Here is a 25154-nt window from a genome sequence, read left to right on the forward strand (position 1 = left end):
GGCTCGCTCCCACAGGATCTCTGTGCGCCGCAAGACCAATGTGGGAGCGAGCCTGCTCGCGATGACGCCAGCCCAGCCACCCTAGATCCCACAGAGCTCACGCAGCAGCCCGGTGTCCAGATGCCGCTCCACCAAATCCGCCAACCGCTCGATATCTCGCTCGCGCAAGCCGTGGTAATCCACCGTCTGTACGTCCTCCAGACCCGACCAACGCAGCAATGCACTGCTGGCTGCCGGCGACTCAAAGAGCCCATGCAGATAAGTACCAAAAATCTGTCCATCGCGGCTCTGGGCGCCATCGCAACGGCCATCGTCCAAGCGTACCGCCGCATGTTCCAGGGCCGCGCCGACGGTGACGCCCGCGTGGATTTCATAGCCGCTGACCTCGGCGTCTTCCAGGTTCAGTCGCCCGCGGACGTTGCGCAGTTGCTTTTCGCGCTCCAGGGTCGTTTCGAAATCCAACAAGCCCAACCCGGCGCTGGAACCCGCCACGCCTTCCAGCCCGAGCGGATCGTGGACCTGCTGACCGAGCATCTGCAAACCGCCGCAGATACCCAATAACTTGCCGCCGTAGCGCAAGTGGCGCTGGATGGCCGTTTCCCAGCCATTAGCCCGCAGGTAGGCCAAATCGCTGCGCACGCTTTTGGACCCGGGCAGGATAATCAGGTCGGCAGGCGGGATGGCCTGGCCAGGGCCGATGAATTGCAGGTCGACCTGCGGATGCAGGCGTAGCGGGTCGAAATCGGTGTGGTTGCTGATGCGCGGCAGCACCGGCACCACCACCTTGAGCACCTGTTCAGCCTTGTCGGCCTGGCGCTGGTCGAGGCCATCCTCGGCCTCCAGGTGCAGGTCCATTACATACGGCAACACGCCGATCACCGGTTTGCCAGTGCGCGTTTCCAACCAATCCAGCCCCGGCTGCAGCAAGGCGATATCACCGCGAAAACGATTGATGATGAAACCCTTTACCCGCGCCTGCTCGCTGGGCGAAAGCAACTCCAGTGTGCCGACCAGATGGGCGAATACCCCGCCACGATTGATGTCGGCAATCAGCAGCACCGGGCAGTCCACCGCCTCGGCAAAGCCCATATTGGCGATGTCTCCGGCCCGCAGGTTGATCTCCGCCGGCGATCCCGCGCCTTCCACCATGACGACCGGGTATGTCGCGCTCAAGCGCGCGTGGGAGGCCAGTACCGCTTGCATCGCGATGGCTTTGTAATCGTGATAGGCCACCGCGTTCATGGTGGTCACGGCACGGCCATGGATGATGACCTGGGCGCCCGTATCGCTGTTGGGCTTGAGCAGCACCGGATTCATGTCGGTATGGGGCTCGAGGCCACAGGCCTGTGCCTGAACAGCCTGGGCCCGGCCGATTTCGCCACCGTCGGCGGTCACCGCGCTGTTGAGCGCCATGTTCTGCGGCTTGAACGGCACCACCTTCACACCCTGGCGCGTAACCCAACGGCAGAGCGCCGTGACCAAGGTACTTTTGCCGGCATCGGAGGTGGTGCCCTGCACCATCAAGGTTGTCATCGAATGTCCTTGGCGTAGGCCTCGAAAGCCTGCTCGAGGCGCAGGAACCCGGCATCATCGGCGGGCAACCCGAAACGCAGGCTGCTGGTGTGGATGAACAGGCGCAGCAGAATGCCGCGATGGGCCATGAATTCATACAGGGCCTGGGCGTGCGGGGTGACCAGCCACTGGAACAATGCGCAGCCGCCCTGGGGCTTGAAGCCGAAGCGTTGCAGCGTCGATGCCAGGCGTTGGCTGGTTTCTTCGCAGCGCTGTCGTTGACGAACCTGGGCCTCGGTATCCAGAAGACACGCCTCGCCCAGGACCCGGGTCGGCCCGCTCACCGCCCAGGGTCCGACTTGCTCGGCGAGCAGCTTGAGCAAACGCCGCTCCGCCAGGACAAACCCCAGGCGAACCCCGGCCAGGCCAAAGAACTTGCCAAACGATCGCAATACAATCAGCCCGACCTGATGGGCGTGGGCGCTGAGGCTCAGATGCGGTGTCATGTCCATGAACGCTTCATCCACCACCAGCCAGCCACCGCGCTGGGCCAACCGTGCGTGCCAATTCAGCAAGCGTTCGGGGCTCAGGCTCAGGCCCGTGGGGTTGTTCGGATTGACCACCACCAGCACGTCGAGGCTGTCGAGGAAAAAATCGACTTCCGTCTCCAGCACTTCGCGCACGATGTACCCGCTGCGGCGCCAGGCTTCGGCGTGCTCGGCGTAACAGGGCGACAAAACACCCACCTTGCCGGCCCGGCGCAGGCGCGGCAACAGCTGGATGGCCATCTGCGAACCGGCCACCGGCAACACGTGCGTCGCTTCGTAATAATCGCAGGCGGCCTGCTCCAATCCATCGTCGGCCTCGGGCAGGCGCGCCCAGGCCCGCAGCGGGATCGGCGGAACGTCGAACGGCCAGGGCGCCAGGCCGCTGGACAGGTCGAGCCAGTCGGCCTCGGCAATGCCATATTGCCGGGAGGCCTTGCGCAGTCGTCCACCATGCTCAAGCATAAAACTCGGCTCCGAGGCAGAGAATCAGCAGCCACAACCATACGCCGCGTTGCACCAATTGCCAGCCGCGATCAATGGAATCGGCACTGGCCGGCACGCCTTCGCCCAAGGGCGGACGTTGATGCAGCTCGCCGTGGTAGATCGCCGCGCCGCCCAGCTCCACGCCCAGCGCTCCGGCGCCGGCGGCCATCACCGGCCCGGCATTGGGGCTGTCCCAGGTTGGCCCCTGGGTGCGCCAACATCTGAACGCCAGTCGGGTCTTGCCGAGCAACGCGTAGGTCAGGGCCACCAGGCGCGCGGGAATATAGTTGAGCATGTCGTCGATCTTTGCCGCCGCCCAGCCAAAACGTTCGAAGCGCTCGTTGCGATAACCCCACATGGCGTCGAGGGTATTGCTCAACCGATACAACACCACGCCAGGCGCGCCAGCCACCGCGAACCAGAACAAGGCGGCGAACACCGCGTCGCTGCCGTTTTCCAACACCGACTCGGTGGCGGCGCGGGCCACGGCGTTTTCATCCAACTCGGCGGTTTCGCGGCTGACCAGATAACTCACCCGCTGGCGTGCCTCGTCCAGATCGCCACTGCGCAACGCCCGGGCCACTGGCTCGACATGTTCACCAAGGCTGCGCAAGCCGAGGGCGCAATACAACGCGAGAATGTCCACCAGCCACCCTACCAGGGGCGCCCAGGACAAGGCTGTGGCCAGCAACGTCAAGGGCAGCACGGCGATGATCCACGCCGTGACACCGTGACTGCGCCAGCCCCGTCCACCGGAGTTGAAACGCTGTTCGATACGATTGGCAAGACGGCCGAACGCGACCAGAGGATGCCAGCGCCGGGGCTCGCCCAGCAACGCATCCAGCGCCACCGCGGCGGCACTGAGCAACGCTACGCTCATGGACGCACTCCCCAGCGATTTTCATAAATCAGTTCCTCGAGCGGCCGCGGTTTCGCCCAGCCTTCCAAGGCGAGCATGGGCGCTGGGTAAAAGCCCTCGACCGGCCCCAGGCACAGAATCGCCAGGGGCTTTGCGCCCTCCGGCAGGCCCAACAGATCGGCCATGGCCTGGGGCTCGAACAACGACACCCAGCCCATCCCCAGCCCTTCGACGCGGGCCGCCAGCCACAGATTCTGGATCGCGCAGGACAGCGAGGCCAAGTCCATTTCCGGCAAGGTCCGGCGACCGAAAATGTGCCGCTCGCGGTCGTCCATCAACGCGGCCACCAGCACTTCGGCGCAGTCGTGGATACCTTCCACCTTGAGCTTCATGAATTCATCACTACGCTCGCCCAGGGCTTCAGCGGTGCGAATGCGCTCTTCTTCCACCAGGTTCTGGATTTCGCCGCGCAAGGCGCGATCGCTGATGCGCAGAAACCGCCACGGCTGCATCAGCCCGACGCTAGGCGCCTGGTGCGCGGCTTCGAGCAGGCGGCGCAGCAATTGCGGCTCGACGCTGCCGCCGATGAAATGACGCATGTCTCGGCGTTCGGCAATGGCGCGGTAGACAGCCTCGCGTTCGGCTTGGGAAAAAGTGCTGTCTGTCATGGCCGATTCGCGAGCAGGCTCGCTCCCACACTGGCAGGCGTCGTACTGGAGGTCACACCATCCCCTGTGGGAGCGGGCCTGTTCGCGAAGGCTGCTTCTCGGTCCGGCGCAAACAAAGCGGCAATCGCCCTCGGATTGGACGGAAAATAAAAATGCACGTACGAAGCCGTCATCCGCCCTTGTCGGAAAACCGCCTCCGCCCCTCGCCCGCCATTGGGGCTATGCCCACGGGCAATCGGCTCAAGCGTGGTGCTGGTCAAGGAATGATGATAGGTATGCCCGCGCAGGTTGCCTTCCGGCAGATCCACCGATTGCAGCGCGAGGGCCGCCAAGCGTTTTTGCATCTGCGCATCGCCGCTCAGCATACCCAGCAGTTCGGCGCGCGTGCCTTCGACGTCGGTGAGTGAATCGAGCAGGTACAGCATGCCGCCGCATTCGGCGAGCAAGGGCTTATCGGATGCATGGTGGGCGCGGATCGCCGCCAGCATGGGCGCGTTTTGCGCCAGGGCAACGTGGTGCAGCTCGGGATATCCACCGGGTAGATAGAGGCTGTCCGCCTCGGGCAATTGGGTGTCGTGGATCGGCGAAAAGAAACTCAACTGCGCGCCCATGGCTTGCAGCAGATCGAGGCTGGCGCCATAAGTAAAGGCAAATGCCTCATCACGGGCCACGGCGATGCGGACGCCGTCGAGCCACCGCTCAACGGCCGTCAGTTCCGGCGCCGCGAACTCCACCGAAGGCGGCAATGCCACTTCACAACTGCCCGCCAGCGCCTCGGCGGCGGCATCGAGACGCACGTCCAGGTCATTCAATTCGCTGGCCTGCACCAGGCCAAGATGGCGGCTCGGCAGCTCGATGCCGGTTTCCCGCGAAAGCGCGCCGTACCAGCGCAAGCCTTCAGTCAGGCTCCCTTCGAGCAATTGCGCGTGGCGCAAGGTGCCGACCCGATTGGCCAAGACCCCGGCGAAGGGCAAATCCGGCTGATACCGTGCCAGGCCCAAGGCCAAGGCACCGAATGTCTGGGCCATGGCCGTGCCATCGATAACCGCCAGCACCGGCACGCCGAAATGCCGGGCCAGGTCGGCGCTAGACGGTGTGCCGTCGAACAGCCCCATCACGCCTTCAATCAAAATCAGGTCCGCTTCTGCGGCGGCTTCCCACAACAACCGGCGACTTTCCTGCTCTCCGACCATCCACATGTCCAACTGATAGACCGGCGCGCCACTGGCTCGCTCAAGGATCATTGGATCGAGGAAGTCGGGACCACACTTGAACACGCGCACCTTGCGCCCCTGGTTGCGGTGCAACCGGGCCAGAGCCGCGGTGACGGTGGTCTTGCCCTGGCCTGAAGCCGGGGCGGCAATCAAGACCGCCGGGCAATGGCGGCTGGCGGTCGACACTCGGCTCACAGTTCGACGCCTTTCTGCGCCTTTATCCCGGCCTGGAAAGCGTGCTTGATCATGCCCATTTCGGTCACGGTGTCGGCCAGCTCGATCATCTCGGGCTTGGCGCCGCGGCCTGTCACGATCACATGTTGCATGGGCGGACGAGCCTGCAGATCACTCAAGACCTGATCCAGGTCGAGGTAACCGTGCTTGAGGGCGATGTTCAGTTCGTCGAGCATCACCAGCCCAATGGACGGGTCGCTGAGCAACTCACGGGACACCGCCCACGCGGCTTCGGCGGCGGCAATGTCGCGCTGGCGATCCTGGGTTTCCCAGGTAAAGCCCTCTCCCATGACATGGAAGCGCACCTGCTCCGGGAAGCGGCGGAAAAACAGCTCCTCGCCGGTGCTGTTGCGACCCTTGATGAATTGCACCACGCCACATTGCATGCCGTGCCCCATGGCCCGGGCCAGCATGCCGAACGCAGAACTGCTCTTGCCCTTGCCGTTGCCGGTCAGCACCAGCAGAAGGCCGCACTCGTTGGGCGAATTGGCGATGCGCTCGTCAATCACGGCTTTCTTGCGCAGCATGCGCGCCAGGTGGCGTTCGTCGCGATCGGGCGTGTCGGTCATGGGGGAGCTCTCCGTTGGGACTGGATAACGGCGGGCGGGCATAAAAAAGGACGGCAACGAGCCTGGCATCGCCCACCGTGATGCCGTTGGATGAATCAGGCCGGTCTCCGGGCTCATGAGCGGCGTAACGCCTGGCTGTGCGCCTTCCCATGTCATGCGACACAGTGGCCTATACGCAGCCTTGACTCATTTACCGTTGCGGGGGCAGCGCCGGGTTTGTGTGCACGCACCGGCTTCCCTGTTTCACCCTATCGGCCATTGCCATAGAGCACCTGAAACAAGCCGCGAAGGTTAGAGGGTTGGGGGTTGAGCGTCAATTAAAGCCGCGATGGGCAGCGCAATGGATATTGGCCGGGATCAATAAGCTGACGTCAATCTTGTGTGATCCTGCGGCAAGTGATATCAAAGAGACACTACGACCCGATATCACAAGAACAAGAGGGCAAATGCGATGCAAGGCATGATCATCAGCAATCCGAAACTGGAATTCCTGCGCCCGGTGCTGGAACGCTGGTTCGATTGTATCGACCGCTACAACGCCGTGCGCGGCGATAACGACACACCCTATTGGCACAATGAAAAAGCCAATCTCGGTCTGCTGTCGGCCGCAGCCTGGATGGCGGAGATGGTCACGCTGCAGGACGCAGCGACTCGCAAGCAGAATGAAGAAGGCGAACGTAATGTCAGCGCCGATCTGTTGATTGCCAGCAGCGATGAACGCGCCTACATCCAGAGCACGCAGCGCTGGCCGAAGGTCAACAACCTGAACCTGACCCAACCGTTGCTGGAAGCCACCAGCGACGCCAAGCGGATCAGCTACGCCAGCGACCTGAAACTGGGTTGCCTGTTCATCGCCCCGCAAAAAGCCCAGCAAAGCGCGACGCCAGAAGAGTTGCAGGACATGATCGATGACCTGCAAAAGGAAAACACCTGCGCCGTGGCCTGGTACTTCCCTTATGCCTACCGCAAGTTGCGCAACGAGGCCGGACACTATCACCCAGGGGTCGCGGTGCTGTTCAAGCAGGCTCATGGTTGATTGTGGCAGCGAGCCTGCTCGCTAGACGGGGGAGCAACCCGCATTTCACTGCCAGGTTGACCTGCTTTCGCGAGCAGGCTCGCTCCCTCAGGAAATTCGTTTGCCAGGCGGGTCGCCCCACCGTTGAACCATCCCACGTCTACGCTTCTCTATGAGTAATCACATGCACTCATAGGGAAGTCCGCATGCTCAAGCCAAATCACCTGTTGATCGCCGCCCTTGCTACAGGGCTTGTCGCTTGCGGCGAGTCGTCGACATTGCAGGTTTCCGACGGCATCGGCCCGTCACCGAAACTCCCCAAGCCGAACAAGACCCTGATGCCCACGGTGAATATCGCTGAAGCCATCGGATGGCCGGACGGCGCCAAGCCAACCCCGGCCCCAGGCCTGAAGGTGGTTGCCTTTGCCGAAGGCCTGGATCATCCGCGCTGGCTTTACGTGCTACCCAACGGCGATGTGCTGGTGGCCGAAACCAACGCTCCCCCCAAGCCCGACGATACCCAAGGCATTCGTGGCTGGGTCATGAAGAAAGTCATGGACCGCGCCGGCGCTGGCGTCCCCAGCCCCAATCGCATCACCCTGCTGCGGGACGCCAATCACGACGGCGTCGCCGAAACCCGGACGATTTTCCTGGAAAACCTCAATTCCCCGTTCGGCATGACGCTGGTGGGCAGTGACCTCTATGTGGCCGACACCGACCGGTTGATCCGTTTCCCTTACAAGGAAGGCGATACGCAAATAAAGGCGCAACCCACCAAGGTTGTCGATTTGCCCGGCGGCCCCCTCAACCACCACTGGACCAAGAACGTCATTGCCAGCCGGGACGGTAGCAAGTTGTACGTCACGACCGGCTCCAACAGCAACGTCGCGGAAAATGGCATGGACGCGGAAGAAGGCCGCGCGGCCATCTGGGAGGTGGATCGGGCCACCGGCAGTCACCGCATCTTCGCCTCAGGGCTGCGCAACCCCAACGGCCTGGCCTGGGAGCCTCGCAGCGGCGCCCTGTGGACGGCGGTCAACGAACGGGATGAGATCGGCAGCGACTTGGTGCCGGACTACATCACCTCGGTGAAGGACGGCGGCTTTTATGGCTGGCCGTACAGCTACTACGGGCAGAACATCGACGTGCGCGTCGAGCCGCAAAATCCCGAACTTGTGGCCAAGGCCATTGCTCCCGACTATGCCGTCGGCCCTCATACGGCTTCATTGGGCCTGACCTTCGCCGAAGGCAGCACATTGCCCGCGCCGTTTACAGAAGGCGCCTTCATCGGGCAACACGGCTCCTGGAACCGCAAGCCCCACAGTGGTTACAAAGTAATCTTCGTCCCGTTCAATGCCGGCAAACCCGTGGACCAGCCCGTGGACGTGCTGACCGGTTTCCTCAACGCAGACGAAAAAGCCCAGGGGCGGCCGGTGGGCGTGGTGATCGATAAACAAGGTGGGTTGTTGGTGGCTGATGACGTAGGGAACAAGATCTGGCGGGTATCGAAAAATTAACGCTCAAACCGATCCCCGTGGCGAGGGAGCAAGCTACCTCGCCACAAGAGCGATCCAGCGTCGCAAAAAATCAATCGTCAGGGTCAGGGATTACGCGCCAGATGTTCCGGTTGCAACACCCGCTTGGCACCGAGGTAGGCCTTCTGCCAATAGGCCTTGGACAGACTGTCGAGCTTGACCGTGCCGCCGGTGGCCGGTGCGTGGACGAAACGTCCCTCCCCTACATAAATCCCGGCATGGCTGACCTGGGATCCACCATTGGTGGCGAAGAACACCAGGTCGCCCGTCTGCAACGCATCTTTGCCAACCTCTGGCGCGTGCATGCTGATCATTTCGCGGGTGGAACGCGGCAAAGAGATCCCGGCAGCGTCACGGTACACATAGCCGATCAAACCGCTGCAATCGAAACCTGAGTCCGGCGTGTTGCCACCCCAACGATAGGGCGTCCCCACCAAGCCCAGCGCACGGAAAAGCACGTCTTCAGCGGCGGGAGAAAAAGTCTGGGAGGGCGCGAATACCACTGGAGCCCGCACCGGCGCGGGCGGTGGGGTGCGACTGGCGCAGGCGCTGAGCAGCGCGGCAAGAACAATCAGAACGAGGCGGGCCGACGTCGACATATGCGGAACAATCCTGATCTGGATGCGGCTTTTCTGCCGTGGAGATGGAAACAAATCCGCCCGCGTAGTACGCAGGCGGATCGCCATCAATCAATGATCTAGGATTCTAGCGGCTATGGGACAAACTTCAAGTAAGACTTTAAGTTTGCCCTACAAACTGTGCGCTTACTTGCGAGCCGTGACCACGGTCGGTGCCATGGCAAGGGCACGCTTGGCTTCGATGAAGGTCTTGCTCCAGTAGCTGTCGCCCAGGCTGTCGATTCGCACCCCACCGCTGCGGCGGCTGCTGGAGTGGATGAACTGGTTGTCGCCCAGGTAGATACCGGCGTGACTGACCCGACCGCGACGACCATTGGTGCTGAAAAACAACAGGTCGCCAGGCTCAAGCTGGTTGCGAGCAACCAGCGGGGCATTTACGTTGATCATTTCGCGGGTGGAACGGGGCAGGTTCATGCCCGCCTCTTCACGAAACAGGTAACCGATGAAGCCACTGCAATCGAAGCCGGCCTCGGAGGTACCGCCAAAACGGTAACGAGTGCCGATCAAGGACATGCCGCGTTCCAGGATGCTGTCCGCCAGCACCGGAAGCTGATAAGGCTTGCTGCCGGCGAAGTCTGCCAGCTCTTTATCGGAGGCCACTTCTTCCTGGAACGCAACGGAGGAAGATTGGGCAGTTACAGAACTCTTGACTTGGGGTTGCTGCGCTTGCTGGGACACTGGAGAGTGGGCAGCGCAACCGAACAACAGGGTAACGAGTGCGAGAGGCACGAGGGGTGCGAAGCGACTGAGCATGGGCACGACCGTGGCTGAAGTAGTAAAGATGGCGAGACTATGCCTTCTATCAACCTCATTTGCAAATTCAATCGATGCAAATGTGACTTCTCGGTTTTGCGTTTACATCTAAGCGCTTAAGCCCATTTTGAACGGTGCCGAGGGAGCTTGCTCCCGCTGGGCCGGTCCGACGCCTCGGGCGCAGTGGCCCCTTTTATGAGCGCTCCGCAGCTCAAGCGGAAGCAAGCTCCCTCGCCACAAAAGATCTCGTCCAAAAAATTTTCACCACCCCAAGGTTTCTTTCAAAAAAGGAATCGTCAGCTTGCGCTGGGCCTGGAGCGATGCCTGGTCGAGGCGTTCGAGCAATTCGAACAATGCGCTCATGCTGCGCGTGCCGCGGGTGAGGATGAAATGACCAACCTCGTCGGTCAGGTGCAGGCCACGTCGCGAAGCACGCAGTTGCAATGCCCGTAGCTTGTCCTCATCGGAAAGCGCACGCATCTGGAAAATCAGCGCCAGGGTCAGGCGCGATTTCAGGTCCGCCAGCTTCACCGGCAATTCCCGTGGCGAGGTCGATGCGGCGATCAACAGGCGTCGGCCGCTGTCGCGCAGTCGGTTGAACAAATGAAACAGCGCCTCTTCCCAGTCCGCCTTGCCGGCAACGGCCTGCAGGTCATCCAGGCAGACCAGTTCGTACTGCTCGAGGTTGTCGAGGATTTCAACGCCGCGATCCATCAGCTCCGCCAACGGCAGGTAGACGGCCGGCTCGCCCAGCTGCTCGAACCGCAAGCAGGCGGCCTGCAAAAGGTGCGTGCGCCCTACTCCGTCCTTGCCCCACAGGTATATCAGGCTTTCGGTCCAGCCAGCGTCGGCTTCGCAAAGCCGCTCGACATAGCCGAGTGCAGCGGCATTGGCGCCTGGGTAGTAGTTGATAAAGGTGGCGTCATCACGCAGACGCACACCAAGGGGCAGCTGAATCGGTTTCATGCTGACTGAACGGCTCCAAAGGAACCATTAGTGGCCTCTGTGTAAAGTTTGCAAAGTTTATACCCGTGACGCAGACCGCACAATGCGCCGGACCACGAGCAAAATCAAAGGTTTGCAGCGACAAGGGAGCGAAGCGTCAGTTTCCCTGACGCCCTGCCCTGGATTTAACCTACAGTTCAGGGTCTTCAACGCCGCTGTAGATGTCCGAATCCTTGTACAGATCGTGCATATGCCGCACCAGCACCATGATCACCGCCGCCACCGGCAGCGCCAGCAGGATCCCGGTAAAGCCGAACAGCTCGCCCCCCGCCAGGATCGCAAAGATCACCGCCACCGGATGCAGGCCAATACGATCACCCACCAGCAACGGCGTCAGCACCATGCCTTCCAGGGCCTGCCCGACCATGAACACCGCCACGATACCAACCATGGGATACAGGTCCCCGCCAAACTGGAAGAGTCCGGCGATCAACGCCGCGCCAATTCCAATGACGAAGCCCATGTAGGGCACGATGGCCGCCAATCCGGCGATCATGCCAATCAGCAACCCCAGCTCCAGCCCTACCAGCATCAACCCCGCCGCATAAATAAAGCCCAGCGCGACCATGACCAGCAGTTGCCCGCGCACGAACGCCCCCAACACTTCATGGCATTCGCCGGTGAGCGTCATGATGCGTTCTTCACGGTGACGCGGCAGCAGGCTGCGGATCTTGGCCATCATCAGGTCCCAGTCGCGCAGCAGATAGAACGCTACCACCGGAATGAGCACCAGATTCGCCAGCCAGCCGATCAACGCCAGGCTCGAAGCCGTGGCCTGGCTCAACACCACGCCGACGATGTCGGTGGTCTGTCCCATATGTTCGCTGATGGCCGCCTTGACCTTGTCGAACTTCCAGAAGCCATCGGCCAGCCCCAGTTTCGACTGCACCCAAGGCACCGCGGTGTGTTGCAGCCAATCAAGCATCTGCGGCGCCAGCTCATACAGGCGCAACAGTTGCTTGGCGAGCATGGGGATCAATACCAGCAATAGGGCACTGACGATCAAGGTGAACAGCGCGAACACCGCCACCACGCCCCACGTCCTGGACAAGCCGAGTTTTTCCAGGCGATCCACCACCGGATCGAATAGATAGGCCAACAGCAGCGCAACCAGGAACGGCGTGAGAATCGGGTGCAGCAAGTAGATAAACGCAATCAGCAGGGCGACCCCACCCAACCAGAACCAACGCCGCGTATCGCCCATGAACCACTCCTGACTCTATAAAGGAAGAAATCCTACCAGCGAAACCGCAGGTTCGGGATCGGCGCCGGTGTTGGCTGCGCGGGCGAGATTGTTCCATCGGCAGCAGGCTGAGCCACGGTCGGCGGCGCGACAACCTCACCGGCGGGTACTTCCTGGAGTTTCGCCAAGGCCAGTTGTGCCTTCAACTGCTCGGCGCTGCCATTGACCTTGTAGACGATCACGTCGCCTTCGACCCGCTGCAACTGCCCACCGAACGGTTCGAGCAACCGCCCTAGCGCCGCGTAACGTTCGAGGTTCATGCCCTGTACTTCGAGCAATTGTTCCGTCGCCACCCCCGGCTTGGCCACGAAGCGCGGCGCCAGGCGCTGGCTCACCGCCAACATCACGGCGTCGGCCAGTGCGGCAGGATCGCCGCCCTGGGCACTGCCCTGCTCGCGCTGGTCGCCCAGCCACAGGCGCCACGTCGCTTGCCACTGCCCACCCTCTTCCTTGGCGTGGACCGCCAGCAACGCGTCGGAACCATAACGCTCCGACACCTCGCGCAACGGCGCCGGGTCGTTGCCTTCAAGGTTCGGCGCAGTGGCGACAATCTGCTCGCTCAAGTCCGCCAGCGGCAGGTGCAGCGGCAAGCCCCGGTGCTGGGCAGCGCGGCGCAACGGCGTGGCGCTGGCCTGTCCATCCCCCACCAGGCTGGAACCTTCTACCGAGTCGTTGAGCCACCAGCCCAGGATCGAGGGGCGATTCGCGCCCCACAGCGACAACCCCGCCGAACGCAACGCCCGGTCGGTGCTGGCGGGATCGAAATCCACCTGCAGACTTTCCGGCGGGCCGGCGTCGTAGCCGTATTGAAGAATGATTTGTTGCGGGTCCTTGCGGATCGCCGCCAGGCCAGGGTTCTGCGCGGCCTTGGTGTCGCCGGTCAGGCGCAGCACCAGGGTATCCAGCGCTCGCAAGGTTGCCTGGTTACGCTCGTCCGGTGCCTGGCTGCTGACCGGTTCACGTACCTGATAAAGGTTGTTGAGGGTTTCGGCATGGCTCGCCAGGCTGATCAGCGACAGGCAGCCAACAGACAAGAGTTTGAACAGACGCATGGAAAATTCCCGGACAAAACGGCTGGCACCGGCCGTGTGGAGAAGACTGAGCATGGCTGTGACACGGCGCCCGGCAAAACATTCAGCCGCCCGAGGCAAGTTTCGACACTGTCACAACCACAGTCGCTTACCGCTACACCTTATACAGACGCGCCGTGCAGTACCAACAGAAGAAATATCGGTTTTTTTGGCGGATATGACCCTGCCCGTCGGCGCGAGGATGGCCGCTGCCCCACAAGCCTGATAAAATCGCGCGCCTTCGCAGACCGGCAATGGCTGGGCATCCGGAATAATCGTACATCGGTTATCCAAGGGCCCCGGCGATCGGTCGTTACCCAGAATTCCCCCCTTTAAAGGCCTGGATCATGAGCAAGCAACCTTCCCTGAGCTACAAGGACGCCGGTGTGGACATCGACGCCGGTGAAGCATTGGTCGAACGCATCAAGAGCGTCGCCAAGCGCACTGCGCGCCCGGAAGTCATGGGCGGCCTGGGCGGTTTCGGCGCCCTCTGCGAGATCCCGGCCGGCTACAAGCAACCGGTACTGGTCTCGGGCACCGACGGCGTCGGCACCAAGTTGCGCCTGGCCCTGAACCTGAACAAGCACGACAGCATCGGCATCGACCTGGTGGCCATGTGCGTGAACGACCTGGTGGTCTGCGGCGCCGAGCCGCTGTTTTTCCTCGACTACTACGCCACCGGCAAACTGAACGTCGACACCGCTGCCCAGGTCGTGACCGGCATCGGCGCCGGCTGTGAGCTGTCCGGCTGCTCCCTGGTGGGCGGCGAAACCGCTGAAATGCCTGGCATGTATGAAGGCGAAGACTACGACCTGGCCGGTTTCTGCGTAGGCGTCGTGGAAAAAGCCGAAATCATCGACGGCTCGAAAGTTGCCGCCGGCGATGCCCTGCTTGCCTTGCCTTCTTCCGGCCCGCACTCCAACGGCTACTCGCTGATCCGCAAGATCATCGAAGTCTCGGGCGCGGACATCGAGAACACCCAGCTCGACGGCAAGCCGCTGGCCGACCTGCTGATGGCCCCCACCCGCATCTACGTCAAGCCGCTGCTCAAGCTGATCAAGGACACCGGCGCCGTCAAGGCCATGGCCCACATCACCGGTGGTGGCCTGTTGGACAACATCCCGCGCGTGCTGCCAAAAGGCGCCCAGGCCGTGGTCGACGTGGCGAGCTGGACCCGCCCGGCCGTATTCGACTGGCTGCAGGAAAAAGGCAACGTCGACGAAACCGAAATGCACCGCGTGTTGAACTGCGGCGTGGGCATGGTCATCTGCGTGGCCCAGGAGCACGTCGAGACTGCCCTGAACGTGCTGCGTGACGCAGGCGAACAGCCTTGGGTCATCGGCCAGATCGCCACCGCGGCCGAAGGCGCTGCGCAAGTCGAGCTGCAAAACCTTAAGGCACACTGATGTCCGCAACCTGTGACGTGGTGGTGCTGCTGTCCGGCACCGGCAGTAACTTGCAGGCCCTGATCGACAGCACGCGGACCGGCGACAGCCCGGTCCGTATTCGCGCGGTGATTTCCAACCGCGCAGATGCCTACGGCCTGCAACGTGCCACGGACGCAGGGATCGACACCCGCGTCCTGGATCACAAGGCATACGAAGGCCGCGAAGCCTTCGATGCCGCGTTGATCGAACAGATCGACGCCTTCAATCCGCAACTGGTGGTATTGGCCGGTTTCATGCGCATCCTCAGCGCCGGCTTCGTGCGTCATTACCAAGGCCGCCTGTTCAATATCCATCCTTCGCTGCTGCCCAAATACAAAGGGTTACACACTCACCAGCGGGCGCTGGAGGCCGGAGACACGGAGCATGGCTGCTCGGTGCACTTCGTCACCGAGGAACTCGATGGCGGACCACTGGTCGTACAGGCAGTAATACCGGTAGAGTTGCACGACACGCCGCAAAGCCTGGCGCAACGGGTCCATGCCCGCGAGCACCAGATCTACCCGATGGCCGTGCGTTGGTTTGCCGAAGGCCGGCTGGCCCTCGACGATCGGGGAGCCTCACTGGACGGCCAGTTGCTCGCCGCCAGCGGCCATTTGATTCGATACTAGGAGATTTTATGCGTCGCGCCCTGCTCTTCGCTTGCGCTCTGCTTGCCCTGCCCCTGGCACAAGCGGCAGACCTTCAACCGTTCTCCGCCAGCTACACCGCCGACTGGAAGCAGTTGCCCATGAGCGGCACCGCCGAACGCAGCCTGACCAAAGAGGCCAACGGCATCTGGAAGCTGAGCTTCAAGGCTTCGATGATGATCGCCAGCCTGACCGAAGAAAGCACCCTGACCCTGGACAAGGACACTCTCCTGCCACAGTCCTACCACTTCGAGCGCGGTGGTCTGGGCAAGGCAAAGAAGGCTGATCTGGACTTCGACTGGAACACCAAGATGGTCACCGGCACCGATCGCGGTGACGCGGTCAAGATCCCGCTGAACCGGGGCATGGTCGACAAATCCACTTATCAGCTCGCCCTTCAGCATGACGTCGCGGCCGGCAAGAAAAGCATGAGCTACCAGGTCGTTGATGATGGCGAAGTCGATACCTATGACTTCCGCGTGCTGGGCTCGGAGAAAGTCGACACCAAGGCCGGCCAGATCGACGCGATCAAGGTCGAGCGCGTGCGCGACCCGACACAGAGCAAGCGCATCACCGTGCTTTGGTTCGCCAAGGACTGGGACTACCTGCTGGTACGCCTGCAACAGGTCGAGACTGACGGCAAGGAGTACAACATCATGCTCCAGGACGGCACGGTCAACGGCAAGGCTGTTAAAGGCAGCTGATCCACATCAACAACACGAAGCCCCGCATACGCGGGGCTTTTTTTTGTTCGCTATTCCAAGCCCACCACCTACCCCTGTGGGAGCGAGCCTGCTTGACGACATGAAAACTTCTTCATGAAAAACCACCTGCGACCGAATGCCGCGCACCGCCTGGCCTCCAGGATCGTTGGACTTTCCATGAAAACTTCTTAACGAACCGAGGGATTTACCTAGCACGCTATCAAAATCTATAACAAAACCCTGCACACGCCTTGCTGCAGATAACAGAGATTGGAGCTTGCAAGATGACTGTGAAAGTAACTGAACGCGACGACGCCCACATGTCCCACGAAGGCATTGCCGCCGGCATCCGGATCTGGGATGTGCATCAACAGGATTTGCTGGTGGGGATGTTCCACTCCGAAACAGATGCCCGCAGCTATAAGGCCGAGCTGGAGCGAGAGGAACTGCAGCGCTTGCGTGAGACCGTGCAATCCTGAACCACACAAAACACCTGTGGGAGCGAGCTCGCTCGCGATAGCGTTGTATCAGTCAATGTCTCTGTCACTGATATACCGCTATCGCGAGCAAGCTCGCTCCCACAGGTTTTGTGTTTCAGCTCAATGGAATCGCGTCCCGCTTACCACATCAAATCATCAGGAATCTGATAAGCCGCGTACGGATCATCGGCATCGACTTCTTCAGTCTGGGTGTTGAGCTGGACGATGCGCTTGGGATCGCGCTCCTGGATTTTAAGCGCCGCTTCACGCGGGATCACTTCATAGCCGCCGGCGTGGTGGACGATCGCCAGGGAGCCGCTGCTCAGCTTGTTGCGCATCAGCGCGTTGACCGAGATGCGCTTGACCTTCTTGTCATCGACAAAGTTGTAGTAGTCGTCAGTGGTCAGCTTTGGCAGGCGCGAGACTTCAATCAATTGCTTGATCTGCGCCGCACGGGCTTTCTGCTCGGCCTTTTCCTGCTGCTGACGGTTGAGCTCCTGGTCGCGCTTGACCTTTTCGGCCATGGCTTCCTGAGCCGCCCGCTGCTGGGAATCATCCAGTTCGACCTGGCCTTTGTGGGCCAGGCGCTGCTGTTTCTGTTTCTCTTTGCCGACCTGCTTGGCCTGCTTTTGGTTGACCAGCCCTGCTTTGAGCAACTGGTCGCGAAGGGAAAGGCTCATGGTGCTTACTCACTTAGGCAACGGCCTCAGCCACAGCTGGGCAAATTCTTTTCCTGACGTTTGGCTTCGCCCCACAAGGCGTCCAACTCTTCGAGGGTGCAATTTTCCATGGGACGACGGGTGTCGCGCAATGCCTGTTCGATAAATCGGAACCGTCGCTCGAACTTTGCGTTGGCGCCACGCAGGGCAGTCTCGGGATCGACCTTGAGGTGTCGCGCCAGGTTGACCACGCTGAACAACAGGTCACCCACCTCGTCATTGATGGCAGCCGGATCATTGTCCGCCATGGCTTCGAGCACTTCGTCCAGCTCCTCGCGAACCTTGTCCAGTACCGGCAACGGCCCCGGCCAGTCGAACCCCACCTGTGCGGCACGCTTCTGCAACTTTGCCGAACGGGACAAGGCCGGCAGCGCCGCTGGCACATCGTCGAGCAGCGACAATTGCTCGGGCGCCGACGTCTTTTCAGCTCGCTCCTGTGCCTTGATTTCCTCCCAGCGCTGCTTCACCTGCTCTTCGCTCAGGCGCGGAATATCCACGGGCGCATACAACTCACCGGTGGGAAACACGTGGGGATGGCGACGGATCAGCTTGCGGGTGATGCTGTCGACCACGCCGGCGAATTCGAAACGGTTCTCCTCCCGGGCCAACTGGCTGTAATACACCACTTGGAACAGCAGGTCGCCCAACTCACCCTGCAAATGATCAAGATCGCCACGCTCGATCGCGTCAGCCACTTCATACGCTTCTTCCAGGGTATGGGGAACGATGGTGGCGTATGTTTGCTTGATGTCCCAGGGGCACCCGTACTGCGGGTCCCGCAGCCGGTTCATCAGGTGGAGCAGGTCTTCGAGGCTGTACATCAATCCGTCCCGTCACAAAAAAACATGTGGGAGCGAGCTCCCACATCAACCAAGACAACCAGCGATCAGCCCGGCGTCCGATTACGCCGGGTCTCGATGATGTTCGGCAACTGGGAAATCCGCCCCAGCAACCGCCCCAACGCGTCCAACCCCGGAATCTCGATGGTCAGGGACATCAGCGCGGTGTTGTCTTCCTTGTTCGAGCGGGTATTCACCGCGAGCACGTTGATGCGTTCGTTGAGCAATACCTGGGACACGTCACGCAGCAAGCCGGAACGGTCGTAGGCGCGGATGACGATGTCCACTGGATAAGTGAGCACCGGCACCGGGCCCCAGCTGACCTGGATGATCCGTTCCGGTTCGCGACCCGCCAATTGCAACACTGACGCACAGTCCTGGCGGTGGATACTCACGCCGCGACCCTGGGTGATGTAGCCGACGATCGCATCCCCCGGCAGCGGCTGGCAGCAACCGGCCATCTGGGTCATCAGGTTGCCCACGCCCTGGATCTGGATGTCGCCGCGTTTGCCCGGCTTGTAGCCGGTGGCCTTGCGCGGAATCAGCTCCAGTTGCTCGTTGCCCCGCTCCGGCTCCACCAGCTGCTGGGCCAGGTTGACCAGTTGCGCAAGGCGCAGGTCGCCGGCACCAAGGGCGGCGAACATGTCCTCGGCGGTCTTCATGTTGGCCTTTTCGGCCAGCTTGTCGAAGTCCACCTGCGGCAGGCCCAGGCGACTCAGCTCGCGCTCGAGCAAGGTCTTGCCGGCGGCGACGTTCTGGTCGCGGGCTTGCAACTTGAACCAATGGACGATTTTCGCCCGTGCCCGCGAGGTGGTGATGTAGCCCAGGTTCGGGTTCAACCAGTCGCGGCTCGGCGTGCCGTGCTTGCTGGTAATGATCTCGACCTGCTCACCGGTTTGCAGGCTGTAGTTGAGCGGCACGATCCGCCCGTTGATCTTGGCGCCACGGCAGTTGTGGCCGATCTCGGTGTGCACCCGGTAGGCGAAATCCAGCGGCGTCGCGCCTTTGGGCAAGTCGATGGCATGGCCGTCAGGCGTGAAGATGTAGACCCGGTCCGGTTCGATATCGACCCGCAATTGCTCGGCGAGGCCGCCGATGTCGCCCAGTTCCTCGTGCCATTCCAGCACTTGGCGCAGCCAGGAGATTTTTTCTTCGTAATGGTTGGAGCCGGACTTGACGTCGGTACCCTTGTATTTCCAGTGGGCACAGACCCCCAGCTCTGCTTCCTCGTGCATGGCGTGGGTGCGGATCTGCACTTCCAGCACCTTGCCCTCCGGGCCGATCACGGCGGTGTGCAACGAGCGGTAGCCGTTTTCCTTGGGGTTGGCGATGTAGTCGTCGAATTCCTTCGGAATGTGCCGCCACAACGTGTGGACGATACCCAGCGCGGTGTAGCAGTCACGCATTTCAGGGACCAGCACGCGAACGGCGCGAACGTCGTAGATCTGGCTGAATTCCAGGCCCTTGCGCTGCATTTTTCGCCAGATGGAATAGATATGCTTGGCCCGGCCGCTGATATCGGCTTCCACGCCGGTGGCCTGCAGCTCTTCGCGCAACTGGGTCATGACGTCGGTGATGAAGCGTTCGCGATCCAGGCGTCGCTCGTGCAGCAACTTGGCGATCTGCTTGTACTGGTCGGGCTCCAGGTAGCGGAAGGACAAATCCTCCAGCTCCCACTTGATGTGACCGATACCCAGTCGATGAGCCAGCGGCGCGTAGATGTCGAATACTTCCCGGGCAACGCGATTGCGCTTCTCGTCGTCGGCGGATTTCACGGCGCGGATCGCGCAGGTGCGCTCGGCGAGCTTGATCAGCGCGACACGCACGTCGTCGACCATGGCAACGAGCATCTTGCGCAGGTTTTCCACCTGGCCCTGGGTGCCCAGCACCATGGACTGCCGCGGGCTGAGGCTGGCGCTGATTGCCGCCATGCGCAGCACACCGTCGATCAGCTTGGCGACCACGGTGCCGAAGCGCTGGCTGACGACCGGCAGTTGGATCTGCCCTTCGCGCACGCCGCGGTACAGCACCGCGGCGACCAGCGAATCCTGGTCCAGCTTGAGGTCGGCGAGGATCTCGGCGATCTCCAGGCCCGTCTGGAAACTCGAGGTGCCTTCGGACCACAGGTTCTTCGCCGCATTGTGTTGCTGCTCCGCCTCTCGAGCGAACTCGCAAGCGGCCTTCAAGGCTTCGCGATCCAGTGCCGTGTCGATACTGACCGCGTGATCGAGCCAAGCCTCGAGATTGATACTGCCGTCAGTGTTGATCGGCTGGTGTGCTCTCACCTGTACCATCTTTACTTACCTTCCCTACGACGCAGATTCAATGCGTCAACATCGCTGACCTTCGTTGCCCGTGTTTCCGCCCAGGGCCGTGGCGGAGTGCACGAACGGGTCAGTCGGACAAGCCATCCTGGCTCGCTTCAAATAACGCCATGGCCTCGACATGCGCCGTCTGAGGAAACATATCGAGAATCCCGGCACGTTTTAACCGGTAGCCCTGCTTGATCAATTCGACCGTGTCCCGCGCCAAAGTTGCCGGGTTGCACGATACATAAACCAACCGTCTGGCACCCAGGGATGCCAGCTTGCGCACCACCTCGAAAGCACCGTCACGGGGTGGGTCCAAGAGTACCGCAGAAAAGCCTTCGCCGATCCATTCGGCACCCGCCAACGGCTGGGATAAATCGGCCTGAAAAAAAGCAGTGTTATGCAAATTGTTGCTGACGGCGTTGGCCGCGGCACGGTCGACCATGGTTTGCACGCCTTCCACCGCCACCATCTCGCGCACGCTTTTGGCCAGTGGCAAGGCAAAGTTGCCCAGGCCGCAGAACAGGTCCAGCACCCGCTCTTCGGAGCGAGGCGCTAGCCATTGCAAGGCCTGGACGACCATCGCTTCGTTGACGGCGGCGTTTACCTGGATGAAATCCCCTGGCCGGTAAGCCAGGTCCAGGTCCCAGGTTTCCAGGCGATAGCCCAGGGAGCGTCCCGGATCGACCGGTTGCGGCTCGCCTTCGCCATGCAGCCACAGTTGTGCTTCGTGGAACGCACAAAAATCCTTGAGGATCGTCAGGTCGGCTTCCGACAGTGGCGCCATATGCCGCAACAGCAGCGCGAGGGACGAGCCGGCGAACAATTCCACATGGCCCAGCGCCTGGGGCTTGCCCAGGCGACGAAGCATCTGGGGCAAGCGGCTCATGATCGGTTGCAAGGGCTGTACCAGCACCGGACATTGGTCGATGGCGACAATGTCCTGGCTGCCGACGGCACGCAAACCCACTTCGAGCTTCTTCGCTTTCTGATCCCAACGCACTGCCACCCGGGCTCGACGCCGGTAGCCAAACTCCGGCCCGCTCAAGGGCTCGGCCCATTCTTGCGGCTCAACGCCCGCCACCCGTGACAGCTGCTCGGCGAGCATGCGCTGTTTAAGGGCGAGTTGTTCGTTGTGGGGCAGATGCTGCACGCTGCATCCACCGCAGCGACCGGCATGGACACACGGCGCGGCACGACGCAGCTCGCTGGGCGAAAACACCCGTTCAGTGCGGGCCTCGACCACCTTGCCGTGGGCACCGAGCACCCGCGCCTCGACTTCTTCACCGGCCAGGGCGCCGATGACAAACCAGGTGCGCCCGTCGACAAACGCAATGCCCCGGCCATCGTTGGCCAGGCGTTCGATGGTCAAGCGCTGCTTTTTACCGGTGGGCACTTGCGGGGCCCGGCTTCCGCCGCTGGGCTGGAAGCGCAAGCCTCTTTCTTGCTTGGCCATCAGTTGGGCGCGTCGAAAATGCCGGTCGACAGGTAACGGTCGCCACGGTCGCAGATGATCGCGACGATCACCGCATTCTCGACTTCCCGGGACAGGCGCAGCATGCCCGCCACGGCACCGCCCGAAGACACGCCGCAGAAGATGCCTTCTTCCCGCGCCAGGCGCCGGGTCACGTCCTCGGCTTCGCTCTGGGCCATGTCGATGATGCGGTCCACGCGGTCGGCCTGGTAGATCTTCGGCAGATACTCTTCGGGCCAGCGGCGGATGCCGGGGATGGCCGAGCCTTCCATTGGTTGCAGGCCAACGATCTGTACGTTCGGGTTCTGTTCTTTCAAATAGCGCGACGTGCCCATGATGGTGCCGGTGGTGCCCATCGAGCTGACGAAATGGGTGATCGTGCCGTCGGTCTGGCGCCAGATCTCAGGGCCGGTGGTGGTGTAGTGGGCTTCTGGATTGTCGCCGTTGGCGAACTGATCCAACACTTTGCCACGCCCCTCGGCCTGCATGCGTTCGGCCAAGTCCCGGGCGCCCTCCATGCCTTCTTCCTGGGTTACCAGGATCAATTCGGCGCCATAGGCTGTCATCGCGGCCTTACGCTCGGCGCTGGAATTGTCGGGCATGATCAGGATCATCTTGTAGCCCTTGATCGCCGCCGCCATCGCCAGGGCGATGCCGGTATTGCCGGACGTCGCCTCGATCAGCGTATCGCCGGGCTGGATCTGGCCCCGCAATTCGCCGCGGGTGATCATCGACAGCGCCGGTCGGTCCTTGACCGAACCCGCCGGGTTATTCCCTTCGAGCTTGAGCAAAAGCGTATTGCTGGTCGCGCCAGGCAGGCGCTGCAGGCGAACCAGCGGAGTGTTGCCGACGCAATCGGCGATGGTTGGGTACTGCAAAGTCATGGCGTATTCGCAATCCGGACTGCGGGGGCGCCTATCATACCGGCAAACCGGGCGAGGCCATATCACGCAAAGTGAGGGGGTTATGGCTTAAGGGAATAAGCCTTTAGGAATCGGTGCAGTCCCGTGGCGAGGGAGCTTGCTCCCGCTGAGTGGCAAAGCCGCCCCAATCGGGACTTCGCGGTATTTCAGGCCGTTTGTAAGGGGCCACTTCGCGCCCCAGCGGGAACAAGCTCTCTCGGCACGTCGGCGGTGTGCGGCTCAACGGCCAGCAGCCGCAGATTCAAGCGCAACCCTCTCACGCCATTGTGCGCCCACACCCGCCCGCCTTGGCGCTCCACCGCGTTGCGAGCGATGCTCAACCCCAATCCAAACCCGCCGTTCCCTGGCCGGGAGCCATCCAGGCGGATGAACGGATCAAAGATGCGGTTGAGATCCTGCTCGGCCACGCCGCCGCCTTCATCTTCCAGCCACAGCAACCAGAACCCATCCTCACGCCGACCATCCAGGCGCACAATGCCGCCGGGCGGTGAATGGCGAATAGCGTTACGCAGGATGTTTTCCAAGGCCTGAGCCAAAGTATTGAGGTTGCCTTGCACCCAGCAGCTGGCGTCGACGGCGCATTGCAACTGGCTCGCCGGCCAGCCGGTTTCGTAGCAGGCGTTTTCGGTGAGCATTTCCCACAGCGCCTGGACCTGGATCGCCTCGGCGGGCAACGGCGCCCGGTCGGTATCGAGCCAGGCCAGTTGCAAGGTGTCTTCGACCAGCCCCTGCATGCAGTCGACTTCCCGGGCGACGCGCTCGCGCAGGCGAATCAGGTCCTGCTCACTGTCGCCCGCCACCTGCAAGCGACTCAAGGGCGTGCGCAATTCATGGGACAGGTCTCGCAGCAGTTGCTGTTGCAGGGCGACGGTGGATTGCAGGCGTTCGGACATTTGATCGAAAGCGCGGCCCAGTTCGCCCAGTTCGTCGGCTCGATCGGTGGTACGGGCAGGCAGGCGCACGTTCAACTGATCGGCGCGCCAGGCATTGGCCTGTTCGCGCAGCTGATTGAGCGGCACCACCAGCAAGCGATACAGCCCGACACACAGCAGCAGGGTAAACAGCCCAGGAATGACACCGTTGGTGATCACGCGCCAGAACACTCGATAACGTCCCGGCAGGAAACGCTCGGGCAGTTCGATCACCAAGCTGCCGATGGACGGATTCTCTGGGAAAGGCACCCGCAACCACGGCCGTCCCTTTTTGTGGATGGGCCAATCGAGGCCGCGCAGAAAGGTGAGGCGCTCGATTTCCCTGTCCGTGAGCGGGTGTTCGCTCAGTGACTGCAAGTCACCGCCAATCACCCCTACCCAGCTCGCTTCACGATATTGCATAGCGTAGACCCATCGATCAACGCCCATGCTTCCATCGGTCAGCCACGCCTGCTCAGCTTCGGCGGCGTATCGCGTGAGGGTGCCGCGGGCTTCGTCCGACAGGAACTGATTGCGCACTTCCATGTAGCGCCCCCAGGACCAGCTCAGCCAGATCATCAGCAAGCAGAACGCTACCAGCAGGCATGCCAGCTTCCAGAACAGCGAGTGCCTGCCGGGCAGGTCAGACCATTTCATCGACAACACTCAAGACATAGCCTTTGCCCCACACCGTGCGCAATTCGCGCTGGGTATAGCCGATGGCCTTGAGCTTGCGGCGTATCTGGCTGACATGCATGTCCAGGCTGCGATCGTGGGGGGCGTAACCGCGCTGTAACACGTGCTGGTACAGGAAGGCCTTGCTCAACACTTCTTCGCCGCTGCGGTGCAGCACGTCCAGCAAGCGATATTCGCTGCGCGTCAACCCCGCCCATTGTCCCTGGACCTGCACATCGCTGCGCTCTTCGTCGAAACCCAGATCCTGGCTCTGGCGCAGGATCGCCACCTGGGCCGGACGTCGGTCCAGCGCGACTCGCCGCAGGATGGCCTCGATGCGCACCCGTAGCTCCACCATGCTGAAGGGCTTGGGCAAGTAGTCGTCAGCACCAAGGCGAAAGCCACTGATGCGATCCGCTTCGGCGCCCAGCGCGGACATCAGCAACACCGGCGTCGCCTGGCGCTTGCGCAAATGCGTCAACACCGCGAGACCGTCCAGGCCGGGCAGCAGGATGTCCATCAACACGACGTCAAAAGCCTGCCGGCAGGCGATTTCCAGGCCTTCCTGGCCGTTCTGGCACCAAGTGACGTCGAACCCGCTGCGGCCCAGATGCTCATGAACATAAGCACCCAGTACGGGGTCGTCTTCTATGGAAAGGATACGGGGCGGCACGGTGGCGTGGGGGCTCATCAGTTTCTGC

General features: G+C 61.9%; 24 protein-coding genes and 1 riboswitch. Of the genes, 6 read left to right on the forward strand and 18 right to left on the reverse strand.

Annotated elements, in window-relative coordinates:
• Window positions 1–81: 81 nt before the first annotated feature.
• From J3P92_RS18615 to cobO, 6 genes are read right to left on the reverse strand one after another with little or no spacing between them, the layout of a single operon-like run.
• On the reverse strand, window positions 82–1533 hold the full coding sequence (locus tag J3P92_RS18615; protein WP_434648648.1) for a cobyric acid synthase: 1452 nt from the start codon (window positions 1531–1533) through the stop codon (window positions 82–84).
• Window positions 1530–2522 (reverse strand): threonine-phosphate decarboxylase CobD, encoded by a 993-nt coding sequence (cobD, locus tag J3P92_RS18620; RefSeq protein WP_434648649.1) that lies wholly within the window; start codon window positions 2520–2522, stop codon window positions 1530–1532. Before cobD ends, J3P92_RS18615 begins: the two co-directional genes overlap by 4 nt.
• Window positions 2515–3423: an adenosylcobinamide-phosphate synthase CbiB gene (cbiB, locus tag J3P92_RS18625; protein WP_434648650.1), complete on the reverse strand. Its 909-nt coding sequence runs from the start codon at window positions 3421–3423 to the stop codon at window positions 2515–2517. The genes cobD and cbiB overlap by 8 nt, the downstream gene beginning before the upstream one ends.
• Window positions 3420–4070 (reverse strand): 5,6-dimethylbenzimidazole synthase, encoded by a 651-nt coding sequence (gene bluB, locus J3P92_RS18630; RefSeq protein ID WP_434607278.1) that lies wholly within the window; start codon window positions 4068–4070, stop codon window positions 3420–3422. The genes cbiB and bluB overlap by 4 nt, the downstream gene beginning before the upstream one ends.
• Complete coding sequence (locus J3P92_RS18635; RefSeq protein ID WP_434648651.1) at window positions 4067–5479, reverse strand: cobyrinate a,c-diamide synthase; 1413 nt, start codon at window positions 5477–5479, stop codon at window positions 4067–4069. The genes bluB and J3P92_RS18635 overlap by 4 nt, the downstream gene beginning before the upstream one ends.
• Window positions 5476–6087: a cob(I)yrinic acid a,c-diamide adenosyltransferase gene (cobO, locus tag J3P92_RS18640; protein WP_434648652.1), complete on the reverse strand. Its 612-nt coding sequence runs from the start codon at window positions 6085–6087 to the stop codon at window positions 5476–5478. Before cobO ends, J3P92_RS18635 begins: the two co-directional genes overlap by 4 nt.
• Window positions 6088–6168: 81 nt before the next feature.
• Window positions 6169–6378: riboswitch (cobalamin riboswitch) on the reverse strand.
• A 160-nt stretch (window positions 6379–6538) separates the two neighbouring features.
• Between cobO and J3P92_RS18645 the strand changes: the two genes are divergently transcribed.
• Window positions 6539–7123, forward strand: a complete 585-nt coding sequence (locus tag J3P92_RS18645) for a hypothetical protein (protein ID WP_434560187.1) — start codon at window positions 6539–6541, stop codon at window positions 7121–7123.
• A gap of 185 nt (window positions 7124–7308) precedes the next feature.
• Window positions 7309–8619: a PQQ-dependent sugar dehydrogenase gene (locus J3P92_RS18650; RefSeq protein ID WP_434648653.1), complete on the forward strand. Its 1311-nt coding sequence runs from the start codon at window positions 7309–7311 to the stop codon at window positions 8617–8619.
• An 83-nt stretch (window positions 8620–8702) separates the two neighbouring features.
• On the opposite strand, the gene J3P92_RS18655 is transcribed toward J3P92_RS18650, so the two are convergent.
• The 5 genes from J3P92_RS18655 to J3P92_RS18675 form a co-directional block, all read right to left on the reverse strand.
• Window positions 8703–9236, reverse strand: a complete 534-nt coding sequence (locus J3P92_RS18655) for a C40 family peptidase (protein ID WP_434560191.1) — start codon at window positions 9234–9236, stop codon at window positions 8703–8705.
• A gap of 165 nt (window positions 9237–9401) precedes the next feature.
• Window positions 9402–10028: a C40 family peptidase gene (locus J3P92_RS18660; RefSeq protein WP_420767446.1), complete on the reverse strand. Its 627-nt coding sequence runs from the start codon at window positions 10026–10028 to the stop codon at window positions 9402–9404.
• Between the two features lie 261 nt (window positions 10029–10289).
• Complete coding sequence (hda, locus tag J3P92_RS18665; RefSeq protein ID WP_420767447.1) at window positions 10290–10994, reverse strand: DnaA regulatory inactivator Hda; 705 nt, start codon at window positions 10992–10994, stop codon at window positions 10290–10292.
• Window positions 10995–11163: 169 nt separating this feature from the next.
• The gene (locus tag J3P92_RS18670; RefSeq protein WP_420767448.1) at window positions 11164–12237 is read right to left on the reverse strand and encodes an AI-2E family transporter; all 1074 of its coding nucleotides are present in this window, start codon (window positions 12235–12237) and stop codon (window positions 11164–11166) included.
• A 32-nt stretch (window positions 12238–12269) separates the two neighbouring features.
• The gene (locus J3P92_RS18675) at window positions 12270–13328 is read right to left on the reverse strand and encodes a DUF2066 domain-containing protein (RefSeq protein WP_434648654.1); all 1059 of its coding nucleotides are present in this window, start codon (window positions 13326–13328) and stop codon (window positions 12270–12272) included.
• 365 nt (window positions 13329–13693) lie between these two features.
• On the opposite strand from J3P92_RS18675, the gene purM reads away from it, so the two are divergent.
• From purM to J3P92_RS18695, 4 genes are all read left to right on the forward strand, one after another.
• Entirely contained in the window at window positions 13694–14752 is a 1059-nt protein-coding gene (gene purM / locus J3P92_RS18680; protein WP_420767450.1) for a phosphoribosylformylglycinamidine cyclo-ligase, read from the forward strand.
• Window positions 14752–15402, forward strand: a complete 651-nt coding sequence (gene purN / locus J3P92_RS18685) for a phosphoribosylglycinamide formyltransferase (protein ID WP_434560195.1) — start codon at window positions 14752–14754, stop codon at window positions 15400–15402. The genes purM and purN overlap by 1 nt, the downstream gene beginning before the upstream one ends.
• Before the next feature lie 8 nt (window positions 15403–15410).
• Window positions 15411–16124: a DUF3108 domain-containing protein gene (locus tag J3P92_RS18690; protein ID WP_420767452.1), complete on the forward strand. Its 714-nt coding sequence runs from the start codon at window positions 15411–15413 to the stop codon at window positions 16122–16124.
• Window positions 16125–16408: 284 nt separating this feature from the next.
• A complete protein-coding gene (locus J3P92_RS18695) occupies window positions 16409–16603 on the forward strand; it encodes a hypothetical protein (RefSeq protein ID WP_434648655.1) in 195 nt (64 codons plus the stop codon).
• A gap of 140 nt (window positions 16604–16743) precedes the next feature.
• Here J3P92_RS18695 and J3P92_RS18700 read toward each other — a convergent pair whose 3' ends face one another.
• The 7 genes from J3P92_RS18700 to J3P92_RS18730 all read right to left on the reverse strand — a co-directional run bounded on the left by J3P92_RS18700 (window position 16744) and on the right by J3P92_RS18730 (window position 25144).
• Window positions 16744–17283, reverse strand: coding sequence for a DUF2058 domain-containing protein (locus J3P92_RS18700; protein WP_420767454.1), 540 nt, complete (start codon window positions 17281–17283; stop codon window positions 16744–16746).
• A gap of 26 nt (window positions 17284–17309) precedes the next feature.
• Complete coding sequence (mazG, locus tag J3P92_RS18705; protein ID WP_434648656.1) at window positions 17310–18143, reverse strand: nucleoside triphosphate pyrophosphohydrolase; 834 nt, start codon at window positions 18141–18143, stop codon at window positions 17310–17312.
• 65 nt (window positions 18144–18208) lie between these two features.
• Entirely contained in the window at window positions 18209–20455 is a 2247-nt protein-coding gene (gene relA / locus J3P92_RS18710) for a GTP diphosphokinase (protein ID WP_030142406.1), read from the reverse strand.
• Between the two features lie 100 nt (window positions 20456–20555).
• The gene (gene rlmD / locus J3P92_RS18715; RefSeq protein WP_434648657.1) at window positions 20556–21926 is read right to left on the reverse strand and encodes a 23S rRNA (uracil(1939)-C(5))-methyltransferase RlmD; all 1371 of its coding nucleotides are present in this window, start codon (window positions 21924–21926) and stop codon (window positions 20556–20558) included.
• The gene (gene cysM, locus J3P92_RS18720; protein WP_420767457.1) at window positions 21926–22828 is read right to left on the reverse strand and encodes a cysteine synthase CysM; all 903 of its coding nucleotides are present in this window, start codon (window positions 22826–22828) and stop codon (window positions 21926–21928) included. Before cysM ends, rlmD begins: the two co-directional genes overlap by 1 nt.
• A gap of 185 nt (window positions 22829–23013) precedes the next feature.
• Window positions 23014–24435: a histidine kinase sensor domain-containing protein gene (locus tag J3P92_RS18725; protein ID WP_434648658.1), complete on the reverse strand. Its 1422-nt coding sequence runs from the start codon at window positions 24433–24435 to the stop codon at window positions 23014–23016.
• The gene (locus tag J3P92_RS18730; protein ID WP_434611645.1) at window positions 24422–25144 is read right to left on the reverse strand and encodes a response regulator transcription factor; all 723 of its coding nucleotides are present in this window, start codon (window positions 25142–25144) and stop codon (window positions 24422–24424) included. Before J3P92_RS18730 ends, J3P92_RS18725 begins: the two co-directional genes overlap by 14 nt.
• Window positions 25145–25154 lie beyond the last annotated feature (10 nt).

The sequence above is a fragment of the Pseudomonas sp. D3-27 genome (assembly GCF_051132165.1).
Taxonomy (GTDB): domain Bacteria; phylum Pseudomonadota; class Gammaproteobacteria; order Pseudomonadales; family Pseudomonadaceae; genus Aquipseudomonas.